We start from the raw sequence: 23,044 nt of genomic DNA, 5'->3' as shown, positions 1-23,044 counted from the left end.
TACTGAAGGCTCTGATTCGGACCGAACTCGGGAGCGTCCATGTTGAGCAATGAGGCTGTGACGGCCTCGACGAGCAGTCGAGGCCACGGTGTACGCCGTGCCGCGACGGCTCGTGACGCCGGACGCGCCGTGACGATCGAGTGTCGAACCGAGCAACGGATCCATGTGGGCGATTGGACGCCGGGGGGCGTCGCCCTGCATGGATCTACCACCGGGCGTGAAGCTGGCCAGTCGTCTCAGACTGCCGATCCGTCCGGTCCGATGGGTGGGGCTATGAGCGTGACCAGGACCTCGCTCGCCCTGCTCGGCGGGACCCCGTCCGCGCCAGCCGCGATCCCCGAGCGCTCGGGCGCCGGGTGCAGGCGCTGACGGGGTCCCGCATTCCCTCAACACCCGAACACGTCAGGAGAACGCGATGAACTCGAAGGTCCTCCGGGGACTTCGGCGATCGGTGGCGGTGACCCTTGTGGCAGGTGGCTTGATGGTCGCCGGTGCCGCGGTCGCCTGCGCCGACTCGCAGTCCGTCGAGCAGGCCGACAGCCGGGCCGCCTCGGTGGCCCAGCAACCGATCAAGGCTCCGGATCGCGGACCCGCGGGTCCGGTGACGATCTCGGGAGCGGCAGCCGGCAACGACGCGGCGGTGACGGTGACGACCGATGGGACGACGGTCGTGGCCAGTGGCCGCGCGCACGTCGAGTCTCCGGTCGACAACGCCGCCGGTGGTGGTGTCGTCCACCATGACGATGACACCGGCTCGCCGCTGGGTGGCGGTCGCGGTGTCGATCTCGGCACGGACCAGGTCGGCTTCGCCGGGGGAGCGACCGGTGACTCTTCGTCCGTGGACGTCGTCGGCACCGGTCGGGTCGGGGCGGAGAAGCACTACTACGTCCAGGACGCGCCCTGAGCGATCCAAGGATGAAATGCGCTGGGGCCACCGGGAGATCTCCCGGTGGCCCCAGCGCATTCGTGGGTCAGATCGACCTCAGGATCAGGCAGCCTCGTCCGCGGTCTTGATCGCGGAGATGTCGAACTCGAGCTTGATCTTCTCGGAGACGAGCACGCCGCCGGTCTCGAGGGCGGCGTTGAAGGAGAGGCCCCAGTCGGTGCGGTTGATCGCGACGGCACCCTCGAAGCCGACGCGGGTGTTGCCGAACGGGTCCTTGGCGGAGCCGGTCTGCTCGAACGGAACGGTGACCGACTTGGTGACGCCCTTGATGGTCAGGTCGCCGGTGATGTTCCAGGTCTCGCCGTCGAACTCGACCTCGGTCGACTCGAAGGTGATGTTGGGGTGAGCCTCGTTCTCGAAGAAGTCACCCGAGAGCAGGTGGCCGTCGCGGTCGGCGTTGCCGGTGTCGACGGAGGCTGCCTTGATCGTCAGCGAGACCTTGGACTTGGCCGGCTCGGCGGTGTCGATCGTCGCCGTGCCCTCGAACTCCTTGAACGAGCCGCGGACGGTGGTCACCATCGCGTGGCGAGCCGAGAAGCCCAGGCGGGTGTGGGCGACGTCGAGGGTGTAGTCACCCGCGATGTCCTCGATGGCGGCGGTCGGGGTGTCGAACTCGGTCTCGGCGGGTGCCGTGTCCTTCTTGCTGAAAATGCCCATAGCGAATGTGCTCCTGGAAGAATTGGTTGAAACTGCAAGCATCATAACGGGGGAATCTCTCCCAATGTTCCCGCTCGCGTGGCCTTTCCTGACGACGAGGGAAAATTGGTTGCAGTGACAACGCTATCCCTAAACGCACGAGGCCCGCTCCCCTGTCGGGGGCGGGCCTCGGGAGCGTTGAGCGGTTGTCAGGCAGCGTGACGAGTGGTCGCGGGCGCACTGACTTCGACCCAGCGGGCCTCCAAGTGCTTACGGCCGCGGCGGTCGACGACGGGGAGCCAGCGGAGCTCGAGCTTGCCAGTCACTTTATTACCCTTCATCAGACACCTCCTGTTCACCTTGTGTTCACCTAAGGTACCGCACCCCCACTCCGATGTCCAAGCAGTCCGCCAGATGACGTGTCGTGCTCCACTTCGAGACACCGAAAGGTGCGCTGCGGGTGTGTGGCGCCCCACTTGGGTCTAAAAGGCGAGTTCTGCCCGAAATCGGGCAGAAACTTGAACCTTGTCCCGTGAGTGGCTCACAGTTGGTGGAGTGAAGGCCGAGCAAGCGCTGATCGACCACCTGGTCGCCACCACCGGGCTCCGGCCCGCGGAGGCGGCGCGCGTGATCGAGGACGTGATGGCGTACTTCGACGAACCGGTCGAGGCCTACGTACGCCGCCGCCATGCACAGCTGAAGACCTACGGCGCGAAGAACGACGCGATCTTCGCGCAGCTCGCCGAGGAGCTTCGGGCGCGGGTCGTTGCCGCGCCGCAGCTGACCGAACGGCAGCTGCGACGGCTCATCTACGGATAGAACGGACAGGACACATGTGCGGAATCGTCGGCTACATCGGACCCCAGCAGGCCGCCGGCCTGCTCACCGAGGGGCTGGCCCGGCTGGAGCACCGCGGCTATGACTCGGCGGGCGTCGCGGTGCTGGGCAGCAGGCTCCAGGTGGTGAAGAAGGCCGGCCGCGTACGCGATCTGGTCGACGCTCTGCCGAAGCGGTTCTCCGGCAAGGTCGGCATCGGCCACACCCGGTGGGCGACCCATGGTCCGGCCAACGACACCAACGCCCACCCGCACGTCTCCGCCGATGGCCGGGTGGCCGTCGTCCACAACGGGATCGTCGACAATGCCGCCTCGTTGCGGGAGCGGCTCACCGAGGCGGGGGTCGAGCTGGTCAGCGACACCGACACCGAGGTCTTCGCCCACCTCATCGGAGCGTCGACCGCAGATACGCTCGAGGCCAAGGTCGTCGACGCGCTCTCCCAGGTCGAGGGCACCTGGGGCCTGGCCGTCGTGCACGCCGACTTCCCCGACCGCATGGTCGTCGCGCGCAACGGCTCGCCGCTGATCGTCGGCGTGGGCGACGGGGAGATGTACGTCGCCTCGGACCTGGCCGCGGTCGTACGCCACACCACCACCGTCGCCCACCTCGACGACGGCGAGCTCGCGACCATCACCGCGACCGGCTTCACGACCTTCCGCCAGGACCTGACGACGACCACCACGACGGCTCGCGAGGTCGATGTGGATCCGTCGGCGTACGAGTACGGCGAGCTCGCCGACGAGCCGCGGATGTTCACCGAGATCCTGGAGCAGCCGTCCTCGGTCGAGCGGGCGCTGCGTGGCCGGCTCGACGAACGGTTCGGCACAGCCCACCTCGGCGGGCTCAACCTCGACCCGCGAGAGCTGCGCGCGATCCGCCGGGTGAAGATCCTCGGCTGCGGATCCGCCTACTACGTCGGCCAGATGGGCGCCGGACTGATCGAGGAGCTCGCGCGGGTCCCCGCCGACGCCGAGGCAGCGTCGGAGTTCCGCTACCGCAACCCGATCATCGAGCCCGACACCCTCTACGTCGCCGTGTCCCAGTCCGGCGAGACGATCGACACGCTGCTCGCCGTCCAGGAGATCAAGCGCAAGGGCGGCCGGGTGCTCGGCGTCGTCAATGTCGTCGGCTCGGCGATCGCGCGCGCGGTCGACGGCGGCATCTACCTGCACGCCGGTCCGGAGATCGCGGTCGCCTCGACCAAGGCGCTCACCAACATGTTCGTCGCGTTCTCGCTGCTGGCGCTCCAGCTGGGCCGCGTGCGCGACCTCTCGATCGCCGACGGCAAGCGGCTCATCGCCGGCCTGCAGGCGCTGCCGACCCAGATCGAGGAGATCCTCAAGAGCGAGTCCCACCTCGAGGAGGTCGCCGCACGGCTGGCCGAGGCCGAGTCGATGTTCTTCGTCGGTCGCGTACGCGGCTACCCGGTCGCGCGCGAAGGAGCTCAGAAGCTCAAGGAGATCTCCTACCGGCACGCCGAGGCCTATCAGACCTCCGAGCTCAAGCACGGCCCGCTCGCGCTGATCTCGGAGTCCGTTCCGACCGTGGCGATCGTGCCGCAGGACGAGCTGACCGACCGCAACGTCGCGGCTCTGCACGAGATCAGCGCCCGCCGCGGGCCGCTGGTCGTCGTCACCCACCCCGATGTCGACCTCGGCGAGCTGGACGCGCTGCGCGTGGACGTACCGAAGAACGAGGTCGAGCTCGACCCCATCCTGCTGACCATCCCGCTCCAGCTGATCGCCTTCCACGCCGCCAAGGCCCTCGGCCACGACGTCGACAAGCCCCGGAACCTCGCTAAATCGGTCACGGTCGAGTAGTGGTGTCCGCTTCAATGGGCCCCATGCGCCTCGCAGGGATCAACATCCATCCGGTGAAGTCGACGGCGATCAGACCGGTCGAGGAGGCGTACGTCGGCCGGGCCGGGATCGTGGGAGACCGCGAGTGGATGGTCGTCGACGGCAGTGGAAAGCTGGTGACGGCTCGTGAGGTGAGGGAGCTGTTCAAGGTCGTGGCGGACACGCCGTCGACCGGCGGGCCGGCGGGCGTGGATCTGCTGCTCAACGCTCCCGAGATGGACCCGTTGGAGGTGGCGGTGCCCGAGCGGGAGGCGCCGGCCGTCGGCGTACGTTTCTTCGCGAAGTCGCTCACGGCGCAGGCAGTCGGGGAGCCTGCCGACGCGTGGCTGAGGAAGGCGCTCGGCCGCGACGATCTGAGGCTGATGTGGTGTGCCGACCCGACGAAGCGGGCGATGAACCCGGACAAGTATCGGCCCGGTGAGTTCGCTGCGTTCCACGACTCCTCCCCGGTGTCGCTGATCACCGACGCCTCGGCCGACCAGATCGACGCGTGGGCCGAGGGCGACGTCCCTGCGCAGCGCTTCCGTGCCAACCTGCTGATCGAGGGTGCCCCGGAGGCGTTCGCCGAGGACGGCTGGAGGGAGGTCGGGATCGGTGGCGCTCGGTTCCGGGTCGCAGCCCCGATCGACCGGTGCGTGATGACGACCATCGACGCCGACACGCTGGAGTCGGGCAAGGACCCGCTCCGGGCACTCGCCAAGCATCGCCGCTGGGACGGCAAGGTCTGGGCGGCGGTGCATCTCGCCGTCGCCCATCCCGGCGAGATCGCGGTCGGCGACGAGGTCATCGTCTCCTGAGCGGCTCGAGCGAGGGGTGAGTGACGGGGCCCACCGCGCCGAGAAATGCATAGAACGTGCTATATGGGCCTACCGTTGCAGGGTGAGCACCGACCCTGAATCTGCCGTATCCACCACTACCGCGCCCGAGGAGCCGAGTGCGCCCAGCGGTGGGTCCAGCGTGGAGGCTGAGCAGGGTCCGACGTTCGACTCACTCGGCCTCTCCGCCGGTGTCCTCGAGGCCGTGAAGGCGCTCGGCTACGAGACGCCTTCGGCGATCCAGGCGGCGACGATCCCGTCGCTGCTCGAGGGCCGTGACGTCGTCGGTCTCGCGCAGACCGGCACCGGAAAGACCGCCGCGTTCGCGCTGCCGGTGCTCTCGAACCTCGACGTCTACCAGAACGCGCCGCAGGCGCTCGTGCTCGCGCCGACGCGCGAGCTGGCCCTGCAGGTGTGCGAGGCGTTCGAGCGTTACGCGTCCAACCTCGACGGCGTACGCATCCTGCCGGTCTACGGCGGCCAGGGCTACGGTCCCCAGCTGACCGCGCTGCGTCGCGGCGTCCACGTCGTCGTCGGCACCCCCGGCCGGATCATGGACCACCTGGAGAAGGGCACGCTCGACCTCTCCCAGCTGCGCTTCCTGGTGCTCGACGAGGCCGACGAGATGCTCAACATGGGCTTCGCGGAGGATGTCGAGACCATCCTCGCCGACACCCCCGAGGACAAGCAGGTCGCGCTCTTCTCGGCGACGATGCCCGCGCAGATCCGCCGGCTGTCGAAGAAGTACCTTCGCGATGCGAAGGAGATCTCGGTCAAGGCGAAGACCCAGACCGCCACCAACATCACCCAGCGCTACCTGATGGTGTCCTACCCCCAGAAGGTCGACGCGCTCACCCGCATCCTCGAGGTCGAGAACTTCGAGGGCATGATCGTCTTCACGCGCACCAAGTCCGAGACCGAGTCGCTGGCTGAGAAGCTGCGCGCGCGTGGCTTCGCCGCGACCGCGATCAACGGCGACATCGCCCAGGCCCAGCGCGAGAAGACCGTCAACCAGCTCAAGGACGGCTCGCTGGACATCCTGGTCGCGACCGACGTCGCGGCTCGCGGTCTCGACGTCGAGCGGATCTCGCACGTGGTCAACTACGACCTGCCGACCGATGTCGAGGCGTACGTCCACCGCATCGGTCGCACCGGGCGCGCGGGCCGCACCGGCGACGCGATCTCGTTCGTCACCCCGCGTGAGCGGTGGCTGCTGCGCGCGATCGAGAAGCACACCAAGGCCCAGCCGGTGCAGATGCAGCTGCCCTCGGTCGACGAGGTCAACGCGACCCGCCTCTCCCGCTTCGACGACGGCATCACCGCCGCGCTGCAGGAGGGCGAGCGCATCGAGTTCTTCCGCGACGTGGTGCGTCACTACGTCGAGGAGCACGACATCCCCGAGGTCGACGTCGCGGCCGCTCTGGCCGCCGTCCTCCACGGCGAGGAGCCGCTGCTCCTCGACCCGGAGCCCGAGAAGCCTGCCTACGAGGACCGGCGCGGGCGTCGCGATGACCGCGGCAGCGACCGTGGTGGTGAGCGTGGCCCTCGCCGCGAGACCGGCACGTCGCGTCACAGCGGGCAGCCGCTGGCCACCTACAAGATCCAGGTCGGCAAGCGCCACCGCGTCGAGCCCCGCCAGATCGTCGGCGCCATCGCCAACGAGGGCGGCCTGCGCCGCGCCGACTTCGGCAACATCTCCATCCGCAACGACTTCTCGCTCGTCGAGCTCCCCGCGGACCTGGCTCCCGAGACCTGGAAGGCGCTCGAGTCGACCCGCATCTCCGGCAAGCTCATCGAGCTCTCCGAGGACTCCGGCGGCGGCCCCGTGCGTCGCTCCGGCGGTCGCTTCGACAAGGGCGGCCGACCGGGCAGCAGCTCCGACTTCGGCGACCGCCCCCGCAAGCCGCGGCAGAAGCGCAAGTTCGACTGACGTTGGGATACCCGGTTAACCGGGTATCCCTGCACTTCTCAGGCATTGCAACGCCTGAGAAGTGCAGGCGTTGCCTGAGCACCGTGACGGAAGTGGCGAGAGGGACGGCCCGACGAGCGTTCGCCCACGCGTCAGCCCGCTGGCGACCGCTGCCAGAGCGGCTGCGGCACTCGTGTTTCAGCAGGCGGCGAGGGTGCGCTGCGCGGAGAGGGCGACCAGGGCGAACGGCGCGGCCATGAAGGCCAGCGCGCTGAAGGCCAGGAACACGGTGAGGCCGCCGGTCAGGGCCAGCATCGTGAAGCCGATGATCGGCACGATCATGGCCGTGGCCAGGGACCAGGTGGCGGTCAGCCGGGCCGTACGACGCCCGATCCGGAGCCAGCGCTGACCGATCGCGGTCACGGCCAGGGCGACCAGGGCGCCGACGGCGCCTGCTGTGCCGACGTACCCGATGACGATGTCGAGGACGTGGAAGAGGCCGCTGTCCGGCGCGGCTGAGTGGGCGCTCGCGCCGAGCTCGATCCCGCCGTCCCACAGGAAGGCCTGGGGGAGCATGACGAGGACGAGCAGGATGGCAGTACGTCGGGCGGCGCCGATCGCGACGGTGTCGCGGAAGCCGGGGGTGATGTCGGCGACGGAGCCGAAGTCGCGCAGGGCGAGCGCCTCGGCCTCGGTGGGCGTGTAGCCCGCGGCGGTGTAGGCGTCGGTCGCGTCCTCGAGGTGGTCGCCGGCCTCCCGCAGGAGGTCGCGCCGGGTCCAGCTCGGACCGGGGATCGCGGCGCGCAGGTCCGCAAGGTAGACGTCGACGGCGCTCATGCGCTCATCTTCTGTCTTCGGCGGTGTCGGGCACATCAGGGAACTCCCTGAATGACTCGCCAGAAGTGCCGACTCGGCCGACGTAAGTGCGGTCTCGGCCGACAGAAGTGCCGTCTCGGCGAGGGGTCAGGCTTCGCCGAGTACGCCGGAGACGACCTTGGCGAAGGTCCGCCACTCCTGGCGGTCGGCGGCGAGGGCGCTACGGCCGGCGGAGGAGAGCTCGTAGGTGCGGCGTTTGCGGCCGCCGACCTCGGACCAGGAGCTGTCGAGGTAGCCGGCCTTCTCCAGGCGGCGCAGCGCGGGGTAGATGGTGCCGGTGGGGAGGTCGAGTTCGCCGCCGCTGCGGGCACTCAGGGCCTCGATGATCGCGTAGCCGTGGAGGGGCTGCTTCTCGACGACGGCCAGGATCAGCGAGTCGAGGTGGCCACGGAGGGCATCGGCTTTCATGTAGACAGCCTACACAGTCCGACGTACATTGGCTCCATACATGTTGCCAGACTACCTATAGCCAGGCGAGACACGACAGGAGACATGATGACCACCCAGACGATCACGAGACCCAGTCCGCTGCGGCGACTGGCGTCCTTCTCCCAACGCCATCACTGGACCGCGCTGCTGCTGTGGGTGGTCGTCCTGGTGGGCGTGACGGCGGCGGCGCAGAGCATCGGCGACGACTACCGCAACTCCTTCGACATCCCCGGCACCCAGTCGCAGGAGATGGCCGACCTGCAGGCGAAGCACGGCGGATCGACCGGTGACGAGGTGCGCGCGGTCATCCACGACGAGCGCGGCTGGAACACCGACGAGCAGGCCGTGGATCAGCTGCTCGCCGACCTCGCCGAGGTCCCTCATGTCGAGACCGTCGAAGCGGCGGATCCGCAGCGCGGGTCGGTGAGCGAGGACGGTACGACCGCGTTGGTCACCATCGTGATGGACGCCGAGGCCGGAGAGCTCCCCGTGAGCGCCTATGAGCCGTTCCTCGAGCTGGCGGAAGAGACGTCGACCGACGACCTCCAGATCGAGATGTCCGGGGACTCGATGCGCGAGGTGAACGAGGGCGAGGGCGGCAGCTCCGAGGGGATGGGCATGCTCGCCGCGCTGGTGATCATGCTGTTCATGTTCGGCTCGTTCCTGGCGGCGAGCCTGCCGCTTATCACCGCGATCTTCGCGGTCGGCACGACCTTCGGAGTGGTCACGCTGCTCTCGCACCTGACCACGATCCCGGACTACACCGCACCGATGCTGATGATCGTCGGGCTCGGCGTGGGCATCGACTACGCGCTGCTGGTCTTCTCGCGCTACCGCAGCGAGCTGCTCGGTGGCGCCACCCGGGAGGATGCCGCAGCGACCGCGATCGACACCGCCGGTCGCTCGGTCCTCTTCGCCGGCGTCAGCGTGATCCTCGCTCTCTGCGGCCTCTACGTGCTGCAGCTGACCTCGATCCAGGGGGTCGTGCTCGGCGTCGCCCTCACCGTCCTGATGACCATGATCGCCGCGGTCACCCTGCTGCCGTCGCTGCTGACGCTGTTCGGCAAGCGCCTGGAGAAGTCCGTACGCAAGCACGCGGCCCGGTCTCGGCGTGAGCCCGGCCAGCGCTGGCGGGCATGGGCCTCCGGTGTCCAGCGGCACCCGTGGGCCGCGCTGGTCGTCTCCCTGGTCGCTCTCGGCGCGCTGGCCACCCCGGTCCTCGGCCTCCAGCTCGGCTTCGCCGACGCCGGCAACGACGACCCATCCTCGACCACGCGGAAGGCGTACGACCTGGTCAGCGACAAGTTCGGCCCCGGTGCCAACGGCCCGCTCATCATCATGACCGAGGGCTCCCAGGAGCAGGCGGTCGCTGCGTACGAGAAGGTCACGGGGTACGCGGGTGTGGCCTCCGTGACCCCGCCGCAGCCGTCGGCCGACGGTGCGGTGTACACCTCCATCGCCTTCCCGGAGACCGGCCCGCAGGACGCCGAGACCACCGAGCTGGTGAAGGATCTGCGCACCGATCTCGGCGACGACGTCCTCGTCGGCGGATCGACCGCGGCGCTGATCGACTACTCCGACGCGGTCGGGGAGAAGCTGCCGCTCTTCATCGGGCTCGTCGTCGGGCTCTCCTCGCTGCTGCTGATGTGCGTCTTCCGATCCGTCGCGGTGGCGATCAAGGCGGCCATCCTCAACCTCCTCTCGATCGGCGCCTCGATGGGCGCGATGACGTACGTCTTCCAGGAGGGGCTGCTCGGGGTCGAGCCCGGTCCGATCGAGGCGTTCCTGCCGGTGATGACCTTCGCGATCGTCTTCGGGCTCTCGATGGACTACGAGGTCTTCCTGATCTCGCGGATGCGCGAGGAGTGGCTGCGCAGCGGCGACGCCCAGGAGGCGGTCCGAGAAGGGCTGGCGCACACCGGCGGCGTCATCACCGCGGCCGCCGCGATCATGGTGGTGGTCTTCGGTGCCTTCTGGTTCAGCCCCGACCGGATGCTGCAGGAGATGGGCTTCGTGATGGCGGTGGCGGTGCTGCTCGATGCGGTCGTGGTGCGGTGCCTCATCGTGCCCGCGGTGATGCGGCTGCTCGGCGCCGGCGCCTGGTGGCTGCCGCGGTGGCTCGACCGGCTCCTGCCGCGCCTGCAGAACGTCGGATGAACTCAGGTAAGCGGGTTCCGGACAGTTACTAAGACGTGAAACTAATTTCCTGCGGGCGGAAGTAAGGGCGCGTACAACCGAAGGGAAGGGCCGCCACCAGCGGTCCCCGGCTTTCGGGAGTTGCCATGAACGGTTTGATCTTCCGCCTGTCCAAAGTCCGCCTCGCGGTCTCCCTCACATCCATCGTCCTTCTCGGCGCCGGCCTCGCCGTCGCCCCAGGCTCCCCAGCCGCCGCGGCTGGGGAGCCTTACGTCGCACTAGGCGACTCCTACTCCTCAGGAGTCGGCACCCGCAGCTACATCAACGACGGCAGCGAATGCATGCGGTCGACCCTGGCGTACCCGAGCCTGGTCGCCGCGGCGAAGAGCTACAGCCTCAACTTCCGCGCCTGTTCGGGCGCGGTCGTCGCCGACGTCACCAACAGCCAGCTCAGTGCACTGTCCAGCTCGACCCGTTACGTGACCATCTCCGTCGGCGGCAACGACGCCGGCTTCGCCGACGTGATCACCGAGTGCGCTCTCCCCGCCTGGGCGAGCGACTGCGCGGGAGCCGTCGCGGGTGCGCAGAACTACATCCGCAACACGCTCCCGGCCAGCCTAGGGACCCTCTACTCGAGGATCCGGTCGGCCGCCCCCAGCGCGAAGGTGGTGGTCGTGGGCTATCCGAAACTGTTCATGGGCGAGGACTGCAACGCGTTGACCTGGTTCAGCCCGTCGGACGAGGCGATCCTCAACGACACCGCGGTGCTCCTCAACAACACCACGGCCTCGCGGGCGAGCGCCGCCGGATTCAGCTACGTCAACCCGATCAGCCGGTTCACCGGACACGCGGTCTGTGACAACCCCGAGTGGGTCAACGGGCTCTCCAACCCGATCGTGGAGTCCTACCACGCCAACACCGCCGGCCATCGTGACGGCTACACCCCTCTGGTGAGCTCGCCGCTCACCGGCGCCTCCGTCACCGCGACCCCTGCCGTGGTCGCCGCGGCCGAGGCGACCGGTCCCGCTCAGGCCGCCAAGCAGAGGAAGTACGCCGCCCTCGACCGCCACATCGAGCCGAAGGTGTTCCAGCCGCCGACCCGTGAACGTCTGGAGAAGCTCGCCGACCAGCGCGGCGTCGACCTGGACGCCTGGCTGGCGACGCACTGATCCAGGTGGTGGTGAAGCCGGGTGTGTCCACCAGGCGCGCTCGGCTTCACAACCTCCGCGTTGGACGGGTGTAACCCAATCTTGGGGGCGAGGCTGATAGAACCGTTCCATGCGAGTCTCCCGGGGCATAGCGGCCCTTGCTGTTGCCTTACCGCTGCTTGCCGCATGTGGTGGGGCCAAGGAACCGGGTCCGAGCATGTCGACCCTGACCACGGCGCTGGAGACCGGCACCTTCACGAAGGTCGACTTCGTGGCGAAGACCGATCCCGCTGCCGTCGCCACCGACTACAGCAATCTGACGGGCAACCTGTTCGGGAAGCTGGGCGCGCCCGACGTGTCCGCGACCAAGCCGGTCTTCTCCGGCCACGGGACCGACAGCGCGAAGTCGACGCTCACCTGGGCGTGGGGCCTGCCGGGCGGCCGCTGGACCTACGAGTCGGAGGTCGAGCTCCGCAAGACCGACGAGAAGTGGGAGTTCGTCTGGGAGCCGACGGTCGTCGCCCCGACGCTCGCCGAAGGACGCAGCCTCCACGTCGAGACCGTCCAGCAGCAGCGCGGCGAGATCCTGAGTACGTCCGGAGCGACCCTGGTCGCGGATCGACCGGTCGTCACGGTCGGCATCGACAAGACCCTGATCGACCCGGTGGCGGCTCCCGCGGCCGCCCGCGACGTCGCCGCGATCGTCGGCATCAACCCGAAGCGCTACGCCAAGCGCGTCAAGGCGGCCGGGGACAAGGCGTTCGTCGAGGCGCTCTCGATCCGCAAGCCGATGATGACGAAGGCCAAGACCGCGAAGATCGCCAAGATCAAGGGCGCCGCAATGCTCAACCGGACCCTCCCGCTCGGCCCGACCAAGGAGTTCGCCTCGCCGGTCGTCGGCATCGTCGGTGAGGTCACGGCGGAGATGATGAAGAAGAAGCCCGGGACCTACCTTCCGGGTGATCTCGCTGGGCTCTCCGGGTTGCAGGCACGCTACGACGAGCAGCTGCGGGGGAAGCCCGGGCTGCAGGTCGCGGTGCTCGGCGACGAGGGCGAGGTCCTCAAGCGGCTCTACAGCACCGACCCGATCGACGGGAAGTCGCTGACCGTCACCCTCGACGAGCGGCTGCAGAAGAGCGCCGAGAAGATCCTGAAGCGCGTCAAGCCCGAGAGCGCCCTGGTGGCGATCCGGCCCAGCGACGGTGCCGTGCTGGTCGCCGCCAACGGCGAGGACAACAAGATGAACCTGGCCACCTACGGCCAGGCGGCGCCGGGCTCGACCTTCAAGGCCGCGACCACGCTGGCCCTGCTGCGCAAGGGGCTCAACGCCAAGAGTCAGGTCACGTGCCCGACCAAGGCCACCGTCGACGGCAAGACCTTCAAGAACGACTCCTGGTACCCGAAGTCGGCCCTCGGCGAGATCACCCTCGCCCACGCCATCGCCGAGTCCTGCAACACCGCCATGGTCGGCGTGGCCGGCGAGGTCGGCCACGCCGAGATCGCCTCCGCCGCCGCCTCGCTGGGCTTCGGCATCGACCGCGACGCCGGCTTCACCTCCTACTTCGGCCAGATCCCCGAGCCCGCGGGCGAGACCGAGCACGCCGCCGACCTGATCGGACAGGGCAAGGTGCTCGCCTCGCCGCTCGTGATGGCCGCCGTCATCGGCTCCATCCAGGCCGGTCACACCGTGGTCCCGACCCTTGTCGAGGGCCAGGTCGCCAAGCCGTCGGGCGTCGAGCCGCTCGCCGCCGACGAGGCCGAGCAGCTGCGTACGATCTTCCGGGGTGTGGTCACCGACGGCACCGGCAGCGGCCTGGCCGATGTTCCGGGCAAGCCGGTGATCGCCAAGACCGGCACGGCCGAGTTCGACCGCAACGGCAAGCGCCTCACGCACACCTGGATGATCGCGGCGCAGGGCGACCTGGCCGTGGCCGTCTACGTCGACGAGGGCGAGAACGGTGCCGCCACCTCGGGCCCGCTCGTCGAGGCGTTCCTGCGGATGGTCAACGAGCGATAGAGACCGGCAAAATAAGATGTGGCCCGGCCGTGAGGCCGGGCCACATTCAATTTCCCTCGGTGCTTCTCTACCGACGGGGGGAACAGTAGAGAAGCTCAAGGGGCGAGCCTGGCGGCCTTTCGGCCGCGAGGCCCGGTCGAGGTTTGGAGTGCTCCCTCCCTACGTCGACGTGGATACATAACCAGACTTGTTCCTGGCTGTCACGTCTATGTCGCTTTTCTACCGGATCTGTGACCGGGTGTTAGCAACATGTGGATCGGTCACTGCCCGGCCGGGATCTCCACGGTGCCGTTCGCCGAGGTCGAGTCGGCGGCCTTGCGGAGCATCGCGCCGAGGTCGACACCGGTCGTGGTCTTGAGCATGTTGAGGGTCTGGATGACGTTGTCGTTGACCTGCTTCGGGATGGCGCCGGCCCCTTCGGTGGAGAGCACGGTGAGGTTGTCGATGGCGCTGATCGGCGCGGCGACCTCCCTGGCGACCTGCGGCAGGACCTCGATGAGCATCTGCAGCACGGCGGCGTCGTTGTAGGACGCGAACGCCGCGGCGCGCTTCTCCATCGCCTCGGCCTCGGCGTGACCGACGGCCAGGGTGGCGGCAGCGCTCGCCTCACCCTCGGCACGGGTGGCCTCGGCGCCGGCCAGACGCAGCGACTTCTGCGCGTCACCGCGCCGGGCGCCCTCGATGGCCTCCGCCTCGGCCAGAGCGGCACGGCGGGCCTTCTCGGCCTCGCCGGAGAGTCGGGCCTGCTCGGCGTCGGCCTCGGCAGCGGCGATGGTGGCCGCCTTGCGGGCCTCCGCGGCGGCGATCTCGGAGCTGCGGCGTCCCTCCGCCTCCTGCTCGACGCGGTAGCGCTCCGCGTCGGCCGGCTTGCGCACCTGCGTCTCGAGCTGTCGCTCGGTCAGCGCCGCCTGGCGTACGGCGACCTTCTCCTGCTCGGTGAGGATGGCCTGGTCGCGGTCGGCCTGGGCCAGCGGACCGGAGGCGGCGGCGTTGGCGGTGGCCGCGTCGGTCTCGGCCTTGATCTCGGCCTGCTTGAGCGCGAGCGCGCGCTGGGCGACCGCGATCTCCTCCTCGGCCTTGATCCGGGCCTGCTCGGCGGCGCGACGGGCCTCGGCCTCGGCGATCGAGGCGGCCTGGGTGATGCGGGCGGCCTCGGGGCGGCCCAGGTTGGCGAGGTAGGAGCCGTCGTCGGTGACGTCCTGGATCTGGAAGGTGTCCAGGATCAGGCCCTGGCCGGTTAGCGACGACTCGGACTCGTCGGCGACCCGCTGGGCGAACGCTGCCCGGTCACGGATGATCTGCTCGACGGTCAGACCGCCGACGATCGAACGCAGCGCGCCGGCGAGCACCTCCTGCGTGAAGGGCTCGATCTCCTCCTGCTGGGAGAGGAAGCGCTGTGCGGACAGCCGGATCTGGTCGGCGTTGCCGCCCACCTTCACGATCGCGACACCCTCGAGGTTGAGCTTGATGCCCTGCCCGGAGACCGCGCCGCGGATCTGGACCGAGATCCGGCGCGAGGAGAGGTCCATCGTCGCCAGCTTCTGGACGAACGGCACCACGAAGACGCCGCCGCCGAGCACGACCTTCTGGCCTGACAGGTCGGTGGTGAGCTGGCCGGTCTCGGGGTTGAGCACCGCCTTGCCCTTGCGGCCGGTGACGATGAAGGCCTGGTTGGGACCGGCGACCTTGTAGCGGCTGGTGACCAGCAGCAGAAGCAGGATGAGAAGTACGACAAGGCCGGCGATCGGCACCAGCAGTTCCATGAGGATTCCTTCAGTCAGGAGATGATCTCGCGCCACGTCGGCGCGACGGTGACTGCCGTCGGTGAGAGGACTCCGGTCACGTGCACGGCGGTGCCGGGAGTGATCGCCTCGTCGGTGTCGGGTGCCTTGGCGTTGTACGTCACCGTGTGGCCCCCGAGGGCGACCCGCACCACGCCGAACCCGTCCGCCGGGATCGTGGTGATCACGGCAGCGTCCAGGCCGACGGCGGCCTCCCCCGAGGGCGCCGCGTCGGTCTGGTCATCCTTCAGCAGGCGAGTCAGCCACAACGCGAACCAGGCGAAGAGCGCTCCGACGACGGAGCCGATCAGGATGGACGGCAGCAGGCCGAGGTCCAGCGGCCCGTGGGCGATGGCACCGCCGAACCCGAACGCCGACACGAATCCGGCCAGCGCGGCGGTGGAGTACGAGTCGCTCGCCAGCCAGTCCAGCAGGCCGCCGAGGAAGCCGTCGAGGAGGTCGCCGATCACCAGCGACACCAGCAGGAGGCCCAGCCCGACGGCTCCGATGATCAGGAACGTCGTCACACCAAATCCTTCGGCAGAGTCTCCACACTGAGCAGCAGTCTAAGGCGGACCTTATCCGCCTCTGATGCTGCCTGTCCGCGCTTTGATCGGCCTAGTCGAAGGTCCAGAGCAGAAGCTCGGTCGGTACGCCCGCTCTGACCGTGAATTCCGGCGGCAGATCGTCGCCGGCGGTGACCTCGAAGGCGTCGCCAGCGGTGAGCGGCTCGGCCATCCCGCTGCGCAGGAGCGCGCCTGAGGCGACGTGGAGATGGCGGAGCCTCGCCTCCGGGAGGGTGATCTCGGCATGGCCGGCGGTGCCGACGTGACCGACCCGCAGCGTCCCCTGGTCCAGGCGGACCGCCTCGGTCCACTCGCCTTCGACCGCGGCGACGTCGTGGACGGCGTACGCCGGCGCGCCGGTGCTGCCGGCGATCCAGACCTGGATGAACCGGGTGCCGGCGGCCGAGGCGAACTCGGAGTGGTCGACACCGTCGCCGGTGGTGAAGACGCCGACCTGGCCGGGCGCGACGGTGCCGGTGGCGCCGGTCGAGTCGGTGTGGGTCACCTCGCCGGACAGCGGCCAGGTCACGATCGTGACGCCGGCGTGGTGATGGGTCTCGAACCCCTCACCGTTGCCCAGCAGGTGCTCGTCGTAGGTCACGATCGGGCCGAAGCCGACGCGCTGGGGGTCGTAGTGGGAACCGAATGAGTAGGTGTGCCAGGTAATTTTTCCTGGCCGGAGGCCGGGGGGACGTTCCGTGAATCGGGCGTTTCCTCGGCGGATCTGGGCAGTCACAGTCATGATTGTGCCGTGGCGTTTCCCAAGTTCCCGACTGGCTTCGTGTTCGGCACTGCAGACGCCACCCGGCCGGGGGGCGAGCAGGATGTTGCGCTGCTCCAACGTCTCGGTGCGCCGGGATACCGGTTCGCGGTCTCCTGGCGTGAGCTTCAGCCGGGTGGGCGCGGTGCCTTCGATCCCGATGCCCGCGCTCGCTACGACCGCCTGGTCGACGAGCTGCTCGAGGCCGGTCTGCGCCCGTCGGCCACGCTCTACGCCGGCGAGCTGCCGGAGACGCTGGCCGCCGACGGTGGCTGGCTCAACCGCGCCACGGTCGATGCGTTCGGCGATTACGCCGAGACGGTCGCGGACCTGATCGGCGACCGGGTTCCGGAATGGGTGCCGGTCCAGGATCCCAACGTCGCCGGCTACCTCGGCTACGGGCTCGGCACGATCGCGCCCGGCCGCCGCGCGGGCTGGGGAGTCGTCGCGGCGATGCACCACCTGCTCCTCGCCCACGGCCGCGGCGTGCAGGTGCTTCGCGCCGCCGGGGTCGAGTCCGTCGGTTGCGCCAACCACCACGAGCCGATCTGGCCGCTCTCGGAGGATCCTGCCGATGTCGGCGCGGCCAAGCTCATCGACCTGGCCTGGAACGCGGTGCCTCTCGAGGCGATGCTGATGGGCCGCTACCCCCGCGACATCGCCGGTCTCGCCGACGAGGTCACGATGCCGGGCGACATGGCCGTGATCCGTTCACCCCTCGACTTCTACGGGGTCAACTTCTTCGCGCCGCAGCGCATCGGCGCCTCCGCCGAGGGCGACGACATCCCGTTCCGGATGGTGCCGCTCGTCGGCTACCCCGCCACCGACACCGGCTGGGGTGTGGTGCCCACCGCCCTGCGGGAGTGGCTGATCATCACCCGGTCCCGCTATCGCGCCGCGATGCCGCCGATCGTGGTGACCGAGTGCGGTGCTGCGTACGACGCTCCTATGGTCGACGGCGAGGTCGACGACCAGGCCCGGATCGACTACCTCGAGGCACACCTGGAGGCGGTCTCGGCCGCCATCGAGCGCGGTGTCGACGTACGCGGCTTCTACGCCTACACCCTGCTCGACCGTGACGGCTGGGAAGCGCCGTTCACCGGCAAGGACTGGGAGGACGGCGTGGGTGGGAAGTACGGCCTGGTGCACGTCGACGCTGCCGGGGTGCGTACGCCCAAACGGTCCTTCGGCTGGTACGCCGACATGGTCGCCGCCCATGCCGAAGGCGCCCCGACCGGCTGACTAGAAGGCGAGCTTCTCGCCGATCGCCCTGATCGCGTCCATGTCGCCCGGGTGCGGCACCCAGGGGAGCGTGAGCGAGTCCCTGGTCTTGTCGGTGTAGCGCGGGATCACGTGGAAGTGCAGGTGGAACACCGTCTGCCACGCGGCCGGCCCGCAGTTGTTGAGTACGTTGACCCCGTCCGCCTGCAGCACGTCGACCGCCCGCTTCGCGACCGCCTGGGCGGTCTTCGCGGTCGCGGCGTACACCGCCGGGTCGGCCTCCAGGACGTCCTTGGTGTGCGTCTTCGGCACCACCACAGTGTGGCCCTCCGCCGCCGGGGCGATGTCGGTGAAGGCGTACGTCTCCTCGTCCTCGTAGACCTTCGTCGAGGGGATGTTGCCCGCGACGATGTTGCAGAACAGGCAGTCGGGATCGCTCATATTCCGAGGCTATCGGGTCACAGGCCCGCGGCGACCTCGGTGCCCTGGCTGATCGCGCGCTTGGCGTCGAGCTCGGCGGCCACGTCGGCCCCGCCGATGAGGTGCCAGTGCTCCCGCTCGGTCCACAGGTCGCGTACCGACTCCTGGCCCGCGCAGAGGATCACGTGGTCGACCTCGAGCGTGCGGGGCTCGCCGTCGACGGCGTAGTGGAGGGTGAGGGAGTCGTCGCCGGCCTCGATCTTGTCGTACGTCGCGCCCCGGACCTGCTTGACGCCGTCCTGCTTCAGGTGGGCGCGGTGGGCCCAGCCGGAGGTCTTGCCGAGGCCGATGCCGATCGGGGTGGACTTGCGCTGCAGCAGGGTCACCTGGCGAGCCGGTGCCTCCAGGACCGGCCTGGTCAGACCGCCGCGGAAGGTCGCCGGATCGCCGACGCCCCAACGGGCCTTCCACTCCTCGAGGGTCTCCGGCTGGTGGGTCAGCCAGGCGGACACGTCGACGCCGATGCCGCCGGCGCCGATCACGGCCACGCGGCGGCCCGGGACGACCCGGCCGGCGAGCACGTCGGCGTACGTCACGACCCGGTCGTCCTCGGAGCCGGCGATCTGCGGGAGCCGCGGCGTGACGCCGGTGGAGACGATGACGTGGTCGAAGGGCTCCAGGTCGGCGGTGGTGGCCTCGGTGTCGAGACGTACCTCGACGCCCAGCACCTCCAGGCGCCGGGTGAAGTAGCGCAGCGTGTCCTTGAAGTCCTCCTTGCCGGGCACCGCCATCGCGAGGCGGAACTGGCCTCCGACCTGCGAGGACTTCTCGAACAGGGTCACTGCGAAGCCGCGCTCGGCGGCCGAGGTGGCGGCGGCGAGGCCGGCCGGTCCGGCGCCGACGACGGCCACGGTCTGCTTGAGCTTGGTCGGCCTGAGCACCAGCGTCGTCTCGCGCGCCGCGCGCGGGTTGACCAGGCAGGAGGCGGCCTTGTTGGAGAAGGCGTGGTCCAGGCAGGCCTGGTTGCAGGCGATGCAGGTGTTGATCTCGTCGGTGCGGCCCTCGGCGGTCTTCTTGACGAACTCGGGGTCGGCCAGCAGCGGCCGGGCCATCGAGACCAGGTCGGCCTTGCCCTCGGCGATCGCCCCGTCGGCGAGCTCGGGGGTGTTGATCCGGTTGGAGGCGCAGACCGGGATCGACACCTCGGCCTTGAGGCGGGCGGTCATGTCGAGCCACGCACCACGCGGGACCTGGGTGATGATCGTCGGCACCCGCGCCTCGTGCCAGCCGATGCCGGTGTTGAACACCGAGACGCCGGCGTCCTGGAGCGCATAGGCGAGCTCGATCGTCTCCTCCCACGTCTGGCCGTCCTCGACCAGGTCGAGGATCGAGAGCCGGAAGATGATCGGGAAGTCGTCACCGACCAGCTCGCGAGAGCGTCGCACGATCTCCACCGGGAACCGCATCCGGTTGGTCGCGGTGCCGCCCCAGCGGTCCTCGCGCTGGTTGGTCCGCTCGGCGAGGAACTGGTTGATCAGGTAGCCCTCCGAGCCCATGATCTCGACCGCGTCGTAGCCCGCCTTCTTCGCCAGCGAGATGCTCTTCGCGAAGTCGTTCACGGTCGCGTCCACGGCCTTGTCGGAGAGGGCCGCGGGTTTGAACGGGTTGATCGGCGCCTGGACGGCCGAGGCGCTGACCGAGAACGGCGTGTAGGCGTAGCGACCCGCGTGCAGCACCTGCATCGCGATCGCGCCGCCCTCATCGTGCACCGCGCCGGTGACCCGGCGGTGCTGGGCGGCGTGCAGCCGGGAGCTCATCTCGCTCGCGAACGGCTTGAGCCAGCCGCGCTTGTTCGGGGCGTAGCCGCCGGTGATGATCAGCCCGGTGCCGCCGCGTGCCCGCTCGGCGAAGTAGGCCGCCAGCTTCGGGATGTCCCACGCGTGGTCCTCGAGGCCGGTGTGCATCGACCCCATCACCACCCGGTTGCGCAGCGTGAGCGACCCGATGGTGATCGGTGAGAGCAGGGATTCGTACGCCATGGCCGTATGCTACTCATGAGTAATAAGAAGCGGCCAGTGCGTGTTCCATTTACCATTCCGCACATGCGTACTCGCCTTACTGCCCTTATCGTCGCTCCGCTCGCTCTCACGGCGGCGCTGACCGCCTGTGGAGGCGAGGGCGACACCAGCGCCGGGGGCGGCGCACCGGCCTCCTGCGAGGCCGCCGACCTGCCGCTGAAGCAAGACGGCAAGCTGACCATCGGCACCGACTCCCCGGCGTACGAACCGTGGTTCTCCGAGAACGACCCCAGCAACGGCAAGGGCTTCGAGTCGGCGGTCGCCTACGCCGTCGCCGAGCAGCTCGGGTTCGCGAAGGACGACGTCGTCTGGGTCAAGCAGGCGTTCAACACCTCCTACACGCCGGGCGAGAAGAAGTTCGACTTCGACATCAACCAGATCTCGATCACGCCCGAGCGGGCGAACGTCGTCGACTTCTCGCAGGGCTACTACACGGCCTCGCAGGCGGTCGTGACGATGGAAGATGGTGCCGCTGCGGCGGGGTCGCTGGCCGACCTGAAGGACCTCAAGCTCGGCGCCCAGACCGCGACCACGTCACTCACCGCGATCCGCGAGGACGTGCAGCCGACCACTGACCCGCTGGTCTTCGACACCAGCGACCAGGCCAAGCAGGCGCTGCTCAACGGCCAGGTCGACGCGCTCGTCTTCGACCTGCCGACCGCGTTCTACATCACCGCCGCCGAGATCGAGGGCAGCACGATCACCGGGCAGTTCGAGAGCAGCGAGAAGCCGGAGGAGTTCGGCCTGCTGACCGAGAAGGACAGCGGCCTGGCGTCCTGCCTCGACGAGGCGCTGACCGCGCTCGAGGAGGACGGAACCCTCGCCGCGCTCGAGAAGGAGTGGCTCTCCGACGTCGTCTCCGTGCCCGTCTTGAAATGACGCAGTCTGAAGTGACCAGCCCGCAGGTGACCTGGGAACCCAGCGAGCGGGAGCTCGAAAGACAGGCCGTACGTCGCCGGCAGCGGCTCCAGCAGACGGCCATCGCCACGGTGGTGACCGCCGTGGTCGCGGTCGGGCTGGTGCTGCTGGTCCTCTCCTCGCCCGGGTGGGACCGGGTCCGGGACTACTTCCTGAGCTGGTCGCACGCGCGCGAGTCGTTCGCGGCGATCGCGGAGGGGTTCTGGATCAACATCCGGATCTTCCTGGTCGCCGAGCCGTGCGTACTCATCCTCGGCGCCCTCGTCGCCATCGCCCGCCAGACGACCTCACCGTGGCTGGCGCCGCTGCGACTCCTGGCGACCGGCTACACCGACCTCTTCCGCGGGGTGCCGTCGATCCTGGTCGTCGTCATCTGCGGCATCGGCATCCCGGCGCTGGGGCTGTCGGGGGTGACCAGCTCGCTGTTCTGGCTGACCACGTTCGCCCTGGTGCTCTGCTACGGCGCCTACGTCGCCGAGGTCTTCCGTGCCGGCATCCTGGCGATCCATCCGACTCAGGTCGCCTCGGCCGAGGCGCTGGCGCTGACCCACTCCCAGACGATGCGCTTCGTGGTCCTTCCGCAGGCCGTACGCCGCGTCGTACCGCCGCTCATGAACGACCTCGTCTCGCTGCAGAAGGACACCGCGCTGATCTCGGCGGTGGGTGTCTTCGAGGCGCTCCGGGCGGCTCAGGACTACCAGGGCTACAACTTCAACGGCACGCCGCTGCTGGTCGCCGCTGCGTACTTCCTCATCGTCGCGGTCCCGCTCACCCGGCTCACCGACTGGCTGATGCGGCGACAGATCGAGAAGGAGCAGGGCCGATGACTGGGCCGATGACTGGGTACGGGTTGCTGGAGGCCAAGGGGCTGCGTAAGGCCTATCGGGGGAAGGTCGTCCTGGACGACCTCGACCTGTCCGTCGCCGAGCACGACGTGGTCTGCCTGATCGGTGCGTCGGGGTCGGGGAAGTCGACCCTGCTGCGCTGCCTGAACCTGCTCGAGACGATCGACGACGGGGTCATCACCTTCGACGGCCGGGAGATCTCCGACCCGCTCGTCGACCCGCGCTCGGTTCGCCGCGAGATCGGGATGGTCTTCCAGGCCTACAACCTCTTCCCGCATCTGTCCGTGCTCGACAACTGCACGCTGGCGCAGGTGCGCGTCCATGGTGTCCGAGCTGATGAGGCCGCTGATCGGGCGCGGACGCTGCTGGCTAGGTTCGGCCTCGCCGACAAGGCCGATGCTCATCCCGACGCCCTCTCGGGAGGTCAGCAGCAGCGGGTCGCGCTGGTGCGCGCGATGTGCACGCGGCCGCGCCTGCTGCTCCTGGACGAGATCACCGCCGCCCTCGACCCCGAGCTCGTCGGCGAGGTGCTGGAGATCGTCCGCGCCGAGGCAGAGGCGGGTACGACCCTGGTGCTCGCCACCCACGAGATGTCCTTCGCCCGCGAGGTCGCCACCAAGGTCTGCTTCCTCGACGGTGGGCGCGTGCTGGAGCAGGGTCCGCCTGAGCAGCTCTTCGGCGACCCCGTCGAGGAGCGCACCCGCGCCTTCCTCGCTCGGGTCCGTTCCTGAGCGGAACTTCGATGCGCGTTCCTTTTACAAGACGATGACACCTTGTGAACGGTTCACAAAGCGTCATCGTCTTGTAAAAGGAACGGATCCGGCTCCTGGTGGAAGGGCACCAGGCG

20 protein-coding genes are annotated in these 23,044 nt (G+C 69.0%); 12 read left to right on the top strand and 8 right to left on the bottom strand.

Going from position 1 to position 23,044, the window contains the following annotated elements; genetic code table 11:
* Positions 1 to 415 precede the first annotated feature (415 nt).
* Entirely contained in the window at positions 416 to 904 is a 489-nt protein-coding gene (locus OH802_RS03155) for a hypothetical protein (RefSeq protein ID WP_406025019.1), read from the top strand.
* An 84-nt stretch (positions 905 to 988) separates the two neighbouring features.
* Here OH802_RS03155 and OH802_RS03150 read toward each other — a convergent pair whose 3' ends face one another.
* Entirely contained in the window at positions 989 to 1,603 is a 615-nt protein-coding gene (locus OH802_RS03150) for a YceI family protein (protein WP_406025017.1), read from the bottom strand.
* A gap of 534 nt (positions 1,604 to 2,137) precedes the next feature.
* On the opposite strand from OH802_RS03150, the gene OH802_RS03145 reads away from it, so the two are divergent.
* The 4 genes from OH802_RS03145 to OH802_RS03130 all read left to right on the top strand — a co-directional run bounded on the left by OH802_RS03145 (position 2,138) and on the right by OH802_RS03130 (position 7,023).
* Positions 2,138 to 2,401, top strand: a complete 264-nt coding sequence (locus tag OH802_RS03145) for a hypothetical protein (protein ID WP_406025015.1) — start codon at positions 2,138 to 2,140, stop codon at positions 2,399 to 2,401.
* Positions 2,402 to 2,415: 14 nt separating this feature from the next.
* Positions 2,416 to 4,239 carry a glutamine--fructose-6-phosphate transaminase (isomerizing) gene (gene glmS, locus OH802_RS03140; protein WP_350839942.1) on the top strand — a complete coding sequence of 608 codons (1,824 nt, stop codon included), beginning with the start codon at positions 2,416 to 2,418 and terminating at the stop codon, positions 4,237 to 4,239.
* 23 nt (positions 4,240 to 4,262) lie between these two features.
* Positions 4,263 to 5,075, top strand: coding sequence for an MOSC domain-containing protein (locus tag OH802_RS03135; protein WP_406025012.1), 813 nt, complete (start codon positions 4,263 to 4,265; stop codon positions 5,073 to 5,075).
* Positions 5,076 to 5,157: 82 nt separating this feature from the next.
* Positions 5,158 to 7,023, top strand: coding sequence for a DEAD/DEAH box helicase (locus OH802_RS03130; RefSeq protein WP_406025010.1), 1,866 nt, complete (start codon positions 5,158 to 5,160; stop codon positions 7,021 to 7,023).
* Between the two features lie 177 nt (positions 7,024 to 7,200).
* Here OH802_RS03130 and OH802_RS03125 read toward each other — a convergent pair whose 3' ends face one another.
* Both OH802_RS03125 and OH802_RS03120 read right to left on the bottom strand, forming a co-directional pair.
* A complete protein-coding gene (locus OH802_RS03125) occupies positions 7,201 to 7,839 on the bottom strand; it encodes a permease prefix domain 1-containing protein (protein WP_406025008.1) in 639 nt (212 codons plus the stop codon).
* A gap of 126 nt (positions 7,840 to 7,965) precedes the next feature.
* On the bottom strand, positions 7,966 to 8,286 hold the full coding sequence (locus tag OH802_RS03120; protein ID WP_406025006.1) for a PadR family transcriptional regulator: 321 nt from the start codon (positions 8,284 to 8,286) through the stop codon (positions 7,966 to 7,968).
* An 87-nt stretch (positions 8,287 to 8,373) separates the two neighbouring features.
* Between OH802_RS03120 and OH802_RS03115 the strand changes: the two genes are divergently transcribed.
* From OH802_RS03115 to OH802_RS03105, 3 genes are all read left to right on the top strand, one after another.
* Positions 8,374 to 10,464, top strand: coding sequence for an MMPL family transporter (locus OH802_RS03115; RefSeq protein WP_406025004.1), 2,091 nt, complete (start codon positions 8,374 to 8,376; stop codon positions 10,462 to 10,464).
* A 125-nt stretch (positions 10,465 to 10,589) separates the two neighbouring features.
* Complete coding sequence (locus tag OH802_RS03110; RefSeq protein ID WP_406025002.1) at positions 10,590 to 11,612, top strand: SGNH/GDSL hydrolase family protein; 1,023 nt, start codon at positions 10,590 to 10,592, stop codon at positions 11,610 to 11,612.
* A gap of 196 nt (positions 11,613 to 11,808) precedes the next feature.
* Positions 11,809 to 13,608 carry a penicillin-binding transpeptidase domain-containing protein gene (locus OH802_RS03105; RefSeq protein WP_406025000.1) on the top strand — a complete coding sequence of 600 codons (1,800 nt, stop codon included), beginning with the start codon at positions 11,809 to 11,811 and terminating at the stop codon, positions 13,606 to 13,608.
* 260 nt (positions 13,609 to 13,868) lie between these two features.
* Here OH802_RS03105 and OH802_RS03100 read toward each other — a convergent pair whose 3' ends face one another.
* From OH802_RS03100 to OH802_RS03090, 3 genes are all read right to left on the bottom strand, one after another.
* Positions 13,869 to 15,371, bottom strand: coding sequence for a flotillin family protein (locus tag OH802_RS03100; RefSeq protein ID WP_406024998.1), 1,503 nt, complete (start codon positions 15,369 to 15,371; stop codon positions 13,869 to 13,871).
* 14 nt (positions 15,372 to 15,385) lie between these two features.
* Entirely contained in the window at positions 15,386 to 15,916 is a 531-nt protein-coding gene (locus OH802_RS03095; RefSeq protein ID WP_406024996.1) for a hypothetical protein, read from the bottom strand.
* A 91-nt stretch (positions 15,917 to 16,007) separates the two neighbouring features.
* On the bottom strand, positions 16,008 to 16,691 hold the full coding sequence (locus tag OH802_RS03090; RefSeq protein WP_406024994.1) for a pirin family protein: 684 nt from the start codon (positions 16,689 to 16,691) through the stop codon (positions 16,008 to 16,010).
* A 45-nt stretch (positions 16,692 to 16,736) separates the two neighbouring features.
* Here OH802_RS03090 and OH802_RS03085 point away from each other — a divergent pair, with 45 nt between their 5' ends.
* Positions 16,737 to 17,957 carry a glycoside hydrolase family 1 protein gene (locus OH802_RS03085; RefSeq protein WP_406024992.1) on the top strand — a complete coding sequence of 407 codons (1,221 nt, stop codon included), beginning with the start codon at positions 16,737 to 16,739 and terminating at the stop codon, positions 17,955 to 17,957.
* Here the strand turns inward: OH802_RS03085 and OH802_RS03080 are convergent, their stop codons facing one another.
* Together OH802_RS03080 and OH802_RS03075 are read right to left on the bottom strand one after the other, a co-directional pair.
* Positions 17,958 to 18,377, bottom strand: a complete 420-nt coding sequence (locus tag OH802_RS03080) for an HIT family protein (protein WP_406024990.1) — start codon at positions 18,375 to 18,377, stop codon at positions 17,958 to 17,960.
* Positions 18,378 to 18,394: 17 nt separating this feature from the next.
* A complete protein-coding gene (locus tag OH802_RS03075; protein ID WP_406024988.1) occupies positions 18,395 to 20,395 on the bottom strand; it encodes an NADPH-dependent 2,4-dienoyl-CoA reductase in 2,001 nt (666 codons plus the stop codon).
* A 63-nt stretch (positions 20,396 to 20,458) separates the two neighbouring features.
* Between OH802_RS03075 and OH802_RS03070 the strand changes: the two genes are divergently transcribed.
* The 3 genes from OH802_RS03070 to OH802_RS03060 are packed head-to-tail and all read left to right on the top strand — an operon-like array spanning position 20,459 to position 22,928.
* Entirely contained in the window at positions 20,459 to 21,313 is an 855-nt protein-coding gene (locus OH802_RS03070; RefSeq protein WP_406024986.1) for an ABC transporter substrate-binding protein, read from the top strand.
* Positions 21,310 to 22,179, top strand: coding sequence for an amino acid ABC transporter permease (locus OH802_RS03065; RefSeq protein ID WP_406024984.1), 870 nt, complete (start codon positions 21,310 to 21,312; stop codon positions 22,177 to 22,179). The genes OH802_RS03070 and OH802_RS03065 overlap by 4 nt, the downstream gene beginning before the upstream one ends.
* Positions 22,176 to 22,928: an amino acid ABC transporter ATP-binding protein gene (locus OH802_RS03060; protein WP_406024982.1), complete on the top strand. Its 753-nt coding sequence runs from the start codon at positions 22,176 to 22,178 to the stop codon at positions 22,926 to 22,928. Before OH802_RS03065 ends, OH802_RS03060 begins: the two co-directional genes overlap by 4 nt.
* The last annotated feature ends 116 nt before the right edge of the window (positions 22,929 to 23,044 follow it).

The organism is Nocardioides sp. NBC_00850 (assembly GCF_045207335.1).
Taxonomy (GTDB): Bacteria; Actinomycetota; Actinomycetes; order Propionibacteriales; family Nocardioidaceae; genus Nocardioides.
Note: the sequence above shows the minus strand (reverse complement) of the source record. Positions and strands in the feature narration are given on the sequence as shown.

Bases quoted from the DNA above. Each gene is read 5' to 3' on its own strand.
- OH802_RS03135 (WP_406025012.1), top strand. From the start codon at position 4,263: ATGCGCCTCGCAGGGATCAACATCCATCCGGTGAAGTCGACGGCGATC.
- OH802_RS03115 (WP_406025004.1), top strand. From the start codon at position 8,374: ATGACCACCCAGACGATCACGAGACCCAGTCCGCTGCGGCGACTGGCG.
- OH802_RS03080 (WP_406024990.1), bottom strand. From the start codon at position 18,377: ATGAGCGATCCCGACTGCCTGTTCTGCAACATCGTCGCGGGCAACATC.
- OH802_RS03110 (WP_406025002.1), top strand. From the start codon at position 10,590: ATGAACGGTTTGATCTTCCGCCTGTCCAAAGTCCGCCTCGCGGTCTCC.
- OH802_RS03060 (WP_406024982.1), top strand. From the start codon at position 22,176: ATGACTGGGCCGATGACTGGGTACGGGTTGCTGGAGGCCAAGGGGCTG.
- OH802_RS03070 (WP_406024986.1), top strand. From the start codon at position 20,459: ATGCGTACTCGCCTTACTGCCCTTATCGTCGCTCCGCTCGCTCTCACG.
- OH802_RS03150 (WP_406025017.1), bottom strand. From the start codon at position 1,603: ATGGGCATTTTCAGCAAGAAGGACACGGCACCCGCCGAGACCGAGTTC.
- glmS (WP_350839942.1), top strand. From the start codon at position 2,416: ATGTGCGGAATCGTCGGCTACATCGGACCCCAGCAGGCCGCCGGCCTG.
- OH802_RS03065 (WP_406024984.1), top strand. From the start codon at position 21,310: ATGACGCAGTCTGAAGTGACCAGCCCGCAGGTGACCTGGGAACCCAGC.
- OH802_RS03100 (WP_406024998.1), bottom strand. From the start codon at position 15,371: ATGGAACTGCTGGTGCCGATCGCCGGCCTTGTCGTACTTCTCATCCTG.
- OH802_RS03155 (WP_406025019.1), top strand. From the start codon at position 416: ATGAACTCGAAGGTCCTCCGGGGACTTCGGCGATCGGTGGCGGTGACC.
- OH802_RS03120 (WP_406025006.1), bottom strand. From the start codon at position 8,286: ATGAAAGCCGATGCCCTCCGTGGCCACCTCGACTCGCTGATCCTGGCC.
- OH802_RS03105 (WP_406025000.1), top strand. From the start codon at position 11,809: ATGTCGACCCTGACCACGGCGCTGGAGACCGGCACCTTCACGAAGGTC.
- OH802_RS03075 (WP_406024988.1), bottom strand. From the start codon at position 20,395: ATGGCGTACGAATCCCTGCTCTCACCGATCACCATCGGGTCGCTCACG.
- OH802_RS03125 (WP_406025008.1), bottom strand. From the start codon at position 7,839: ATGAGCGCCGTCGACGTCTACCTTGCGGACCTGCGCGCCGCGATCCCC.